Genomic DNA, 5,323 nt, shown 5'->3' with positions numbered 1-5,323 from the left:
TGGAGGCCTCGCCCGGAATCGAACCGGGGTGCAAGGATTTGCAGTCCTCTGCGTAACCACTCCGCCACGAGGCCTTCTTATATTTCAATGACTTACGTCTTGAGTGGTGGCCTTGTATGGCACGGAGGGCGGGCGGTGACAAGGGTCAATGTCAGCGCAAGGTGCTGATCTCGCGCGGGTTCAGGACGGTAATCGTTGTTGCTGATGAACGCTCTCGATTGTGATCAGTGAAACGGTGCATTTCAGTGAAACGGTGCATTTATGCTTTGCCCGGTGGACTTATTGGGCGTCCTTCGCTACACAAACATTACCAGTTCGTGACTGCGCCAGTTTTCAGGAAAAGAATGTCCGACTACGCCGCCGCCCGCCTCAACATGGTCGAATCTCAGGTGCGCCCCAACGGCATCACCGACCGACGCATCATTGCGGCCATCGAGTCCGTTCCGCGCGAAGTCTATGTTCCGGAAAACCGCAAGGCGCTCGCCTACATGGACGAGGATGTGTACCTCGAACCCGCTGACCGCGCCAATGGCACGCGGGCCCTGATCGAGGTGATGGCCTTCGCCCGCCTGTTGCAGCAGGCCGCCATCAAGCCCGAGGACAAGGTTCTCGTGATTGGCGCGGAGACCGGTTACGGCGCGGCGGTGATCAGCCAGATTGCGGCATCCGTGGTGGCGCTTGAGTGCGACCCCGGCCTTGCCCACAAGGCAAGAGCCAACCTGTCGCCCTTCGCCAACGTGAAGGTGGTTGAGGGCGGGCTTGCCGCGGGAGTAGCGGCCGAGCAGCCGTTCGACGTGATCGTGCTCGAGGGCCGCGCTGAAGAGGTTCCGCAGTCGCTGCTGGACCAGCTGGCCGACGCAGGTCGCCTGGTCGGGGTGGTGGGTGAGCGCGAGACGTCGCATGCCTGTGTCTATTCGCGGTCTGGCGGGGCGATTGCCGTACGCCAGGTGTTCGATGCCTCGGTGGCGGCATTGCCGGGACTGAAAAGGAAAAAACCTGCCTTCGTATTCTGAGGTGGGACTCGTCGTGCATTGTGCAGCGGCAACCGCTGCGGAAGGCTGGCGAAAGTGATTGGAGCGGTTGTTTGATGACTCGTTACTGGGTGCGGGCTTTCCTCTCGGGCTTGGCGCTGTCCGCAGCGACTGCGATGCTGACTGTGACTGCTTCGGCGGATAAGCTGTTTGGCGCAATGGAGAAGGCCTACGTCACCAACCCCACGCTCAATGCCGCCCGTGCCGGGCAGCGCGCCACCGACGAACTTGTGCCGCAGGCGCTTTCCGGCTGGCGGCCAACCATTAGCGTCTTCGGCGAGGTCAGTCGTACCCGCTCATCCAAGGAAGGCGTACCGATCATCACGCCCGATGGTCCGGACGTTGACTCGGTGGCAATCAACAACGCGACCAGCGGCAACGTGAGCATCCAGTTGTCGCAACCGCTGTTCCGCGGATTTGGCACCGTGAACCAGACGAAGTCTGCCGAAGCCCGCGTCGATGCCGGCAAGCAGAACCTGCTGGCGACCGAGCAGCAGGTGCTGTTCGACGTGGTTCAGGCCTACATGGACGTCTATGCAGGACGCCAGTACGTTGTGCTGCGCCGCCAGGACGTCTCGGCGCTGGAGGCCCAGGTGAAGGCGGCACGTGACCGCTTTGCGGTGGGCGAGATCACCCGCACCGACGTTGCCCAGGCCCAGGCCCGGCTTGCCGAGTCGCAGTCATTCCTCGTCAACGCCCAGACCGACCTGGCGCGCGCGGTTGCCAGCTATGTCCAGATGGTTGGCCAGGAACCGGGCAAGCTCAGCTATCCCAAGGTCGTGAGCATTCCAAACTCGCTGAAGATGGCGCTGGACGTTGCGGGTGAGATCAACCCACAGCTTCTGGCGCAGGCTTTCGTCGAGGTGGCGCGCAACAGCGACATCAGCGTTGCTTTCTCGAACCTGCTGCCGAGCGCCGATCTGGTTGCCTCGGCCGCCGGCTCCGACCCGGACTTCGCCCAGAGCAAGGACCGCTCCAGTGCGGTGCAGGTGGGTGCCCAGCTGACGATACCGCTCTATGAAGCGGGTGCTGTTTATTCGCAGGTGCGTCAGGCGAAGCAACTGGCCAGTCAGAGCCGCATCCAGGTGATCGAGGTGGCGCGTGCCGTCCGTCAGGCGGTGGCCTCGTCATGGAATGCCTATGTGGGCCTTGCCCAGATCATCAAGAACACGCGAACCCAGGTGAGTGCCGCCCAGCTGGCTCTGAATGGTGTTCAGCAGGAATACCAGGCAGGCACCCGCACAACGCTCGACGTGCTCGACGCGCAACGCGACCTGGTGCAGGCGCAAGTGCTGCAGGTGACGGCCGAGCGCAATCGCGTGGTGAGCGGCTATCAGCTGCTTGCTGCAATTGGCCACCTGACAGCGGTGGAGGTTGGCCTCAAGGTTCCAATCTACGATCCCGACGCGAACTACAAGCGGGTCCGTAACAAATGGATCGGCACGGACGTCAAAACCGTTGAATAGGTCGCGCGCGGATATCGACAAGACTCACAGGCTCGCGTAATCCTTGCTGAAAGGTAAAAGTTTGTGAGCCGTTTCAGGGTGGGCGACGTGACTGCAGAACCGCGAATGGAAGATCTTCTCGCCTCGATCCGAAGGGCAATCCACGAGGACATCGGGGATATGCCCGCTGCGGGATCCAGCAGAGCACATGTGTCGTATGCGTCGGCCCCTGTACAGCCGTCGCCCCGTGTCGGCGACGAGCTCGCCGCGGCGGCCAATGAAATCCAGTTGCTGCGCGAGAAGATTTCGCGCGCGCGGGCCGGCAAGCCTCTTCCGCCAGTGGAGCCCGCCCAGCGCGCCGCCAGCCTTGCCGCAGCACTTCAGGCAGAAACGCCGCGTCGCAACTGGCGCGAGATTGAACCAGCGCCGCTTCCCCGCTTGCGCGGCAGCGTTGCCGAGACGGAGCTTTCGCGGCCGCAACCCCGCATCGAAACCCCGGTGGCCCGTCCTGCCGCTCGCAGTGAGTTGTCTTCCCCCAACGCCATGCTCTCGGGCAATTCAGCTCAGGCGGTCAATTCAGCCTTCAGCAAGCTTGCCGATTCGGTTCTGACGCGCGCCACCACTGAGCGATCAGTTGAAGATGTGACCCGGGAACTGCTGCGCGTGATGTTGAAGCAATGGCTGGACGAGAACCTTCCGGCCATGGTTGAGCGCATGGTGCGTGAGGAAATCGAACGGGTGGCCCGCACAGGCCGCTAGGTCCGCTGCTACCACTATTCTGGAAGCCGTCATTTAGTCTCTTTCTGATTGCAATTACCGCCTGGTTGCCCTAGCGTCGCATTGGCGTTTGCAGGAGTGGTGTAGTTGCAGGGACCCCGTGGGGTTCAACAGGAAGGGCGCTCGAGAGATGACGGCGGCTCATTCGGCAGCTCATGACAGGCGTGCGCATCCCCGCCACCGCGTGTTGAAGCGGGTGAAGGCTGTTTTCAACGACAACCGCTCTGTCATCGACTGCGTCATGCGGGACGTGTCGCTTGGTGGTGCCCGGCTGGCCTGCGCGCAGGCGGTGCAGCTTCCCGAGAGGTTTCAACTCGTCATCTTGGCAGATCGCGAGATGCGTGACGTGCGGGTGGCCTGGCGAAACCACGCTCAGTTGGGCGTGGAGTTCCTCTCTCCGCCGCGCAAGGCGCTGCACATGCTGCTCTGACCCGCGTCGCGGACGTTGCGTGAGGCCCCCGGCTGGTGTTTAAGGCGCACCATCCAACTCACCGTTTTTGCCCGGACGCATCATGCTCGAGAAGACCTTCACGCCCGCCGAAATGGAAGCACGGCTTTATGCCGAATGGGAGGAGCGCGGCTTCTTCAAGCCAGGCGGCAAGCCCAAGGCCGAACCCTTCACCATCGTGATCCCGCCGCCCAACGTGACGGGCTCGCTGCACATGGGGCACGCGCTCAACAATACCATTCAGGACATCCTCGTCCGCTTCGAGCGCATGCGCGGGAAAGACGTTCTCTGGCAGCCCGGCACCGACCACGCCGGCATCGCCACGCAGATGGTGGTGGAGCGCCTCCTCCAGAAAGAAAACAAGACCGACCGCCGGGCCATGGGCCGTGAAGCCTTTCTCGAACGCGTGTGGGCGTGGAAGGAAGAGTCGGGCGGCACCATTTCGCGTCAGCTGCGCCGGCTTGGTGCGTCGTGCGACTGGTCGCGCGAGCGCTTCACCATGGACGATGGACTGTCCAAGGCCGTGCTCAAGGTCTTCGTGCAGCTCTACAAGGAGGGCCTGATCTACAAGGACAAGCGCCTCGTGAACTGGGACCCCAAGTTGCTGACGGCCATCTCCGACCTCGAAGTGGTGCAGAAGGAAGTGAAGGGCAATCTCTGGCACCTGCGTTATCCGATCGAGGGCACGGACGAGTTCATCGTGGTCGCCACGACGCGGCCGGAGACGATGCTGGGCGACTCCGGCGTTGCCGTTCACCCCGAGAACGAGACGCTCAAGCACCTGATCGGCAAAATGGTGAAGCTGCCGCTGGTCGGCCGCCTGATCCCGATCGTGGGCGACGACTATGCCGACCCTGAAAAGGGTACGGGTGCGGTGAAGATCACGCCGGCGCATGACTTCAACGACTTCGACGTGGGCAGGCGCAACGAGCTCCGCCAGATCAACGTGCTGGACCAGTTCGGCAAGATCATGATCGACGGAAATGAGGATTTCCTCGCGGCTGCTGACGTGCCCGCCGAAACCATGGCGCTGCATGGCCTCGACCGTTTCGAAGCGCGCAAGCGCATCGTCGAGATGTTCGAAGCCCAAGGCCTGCTCGACAAGATTGAACCGCACACCAACCAGGTGCCGCATGGTGACCGCTCCGACGCTGTCATCGAGCCGTGGCTGACGGAACAGTGGTATGTGAATGCGGCCGAACTCGCCAAGCCTGCCATAGCGGCCGTCGAGAAGGGCGCGACCTCCTTCGTTCCGAAGAACTGGGAGAAGACCTATTACGAGTGGATGCGCAACATCCAGCCGTGGTGCATTTCGCGCCAGCTGTGGTGGGGCCACCAGATTCCGGCATGGTATGGCCCGGACGGCACGGTGTTCGTCGAGGAAACGGAGAGCGCGGCGCTGAAGGATGCCGAGCGTCACTATGGACAGGCGGTCGCGCTCACACGCGACGAGGATGTGCTGGACACTTGGTTCTCATCCGCCCTTTGGCCGTTCTCGACACTCGGTTGGCCCGACGAGACCCCAGAGCTGAAGCGGCACTACAAGACGGATGTTCTCGTCACCGGCTTCGACATCATCTTCTTCTGGGTCGCCCGCATGATGATGATGGGCCTGCACTTCA

Annotated in this window: 5 protein-coding genes and 1 tRNA gene; 5 read left to right on the top strand and 1 reads right to left on the bottom strand. The window is 62.4% G+C overall.

The window, feature by feature from the left end; genetic code table 11:
- Positions 1-74 (bottom strand) — tRNA-Cys (locus tag WCJ41_RS19920).
- A 270-nt stretch (positions 75-344) separates the two neighbouring features.
- Here WCJ41_RS19920 and WCJ41_RS19915 point away from each other — a divergent pair.
- From WCJ41_RS19915 to WCJ41_RS19895, 5 genes are all read left to right on the top strand, one after another.
- Positions 345-1,013: a protein-L-isoaspartate O-methyltransferase gene (locus WCJ41_RS19915; protein ID WP_336907585.1), complete on the top strand. Its 669-nt coding sequence runs from the start codon at positions 345-347 to the stop codon at positions 1,011-1,013.
- A 74-nt stretch (positions 1,014-1,087) separates the two neighbouring features.
- Positions 1,088-2,497, top strand: a complete 1,410-nt coding sequence (locus tag WCJ41_RS19910; RefSeq protein WP_336907584.1) for a TolC family outer membrane protein — start codon at positions 1,088-1,090, stop codon at positions 2,495-2,497.
- 105 nt (positions 2,498-2,602) lie between these two features.
- Complete coding sequence (locus WCJ41_RS19905; protein WP_336907583.1) at positions 2,603-3,235, top strand: DUF2497 domain-containing protein; 633 nt, start codon at positions 2,603-2,605, stop codon at positions 3,233-3,235.
- 148 nt (positions 3,236-3,383) lie between these two features.
- Complete coding sequence (locus WCJ41_RS19900) at positions 3,384-3,683, top strand: PilZ domain-containing protein (RefSeq protein WP_336907582.1); 300 nt, start codon at positions 3,384-3,386, stop codon at positions 3,681-3,683.
- An 82-nt stretch (positions 3,684-3,765) separates the two neighbouring features.
- Positions 3,766-5,323: valine--tRNA ligase (locus tag WCJ41_RS19895; RefSeq protein WP_336907581.1), on the top strand; the 1,558-nt coding region annotated here is incomplete at its 3' end.

The organism is Aestuariivirga sp., assembly GCF_037139295.1.
In the GTDB taxonomy this organism is placed as follows: domain Bacteria; phylum Pseudomonadota; class Alphaproteobacteria; order Rhizobiales; family Aestuariivirgaceae; genus Aestuariivirga.
Note: the sequence above shows the minus strand (reverse complement) of the source record. Positions and strands in the feature narration are given on the sequence as shown.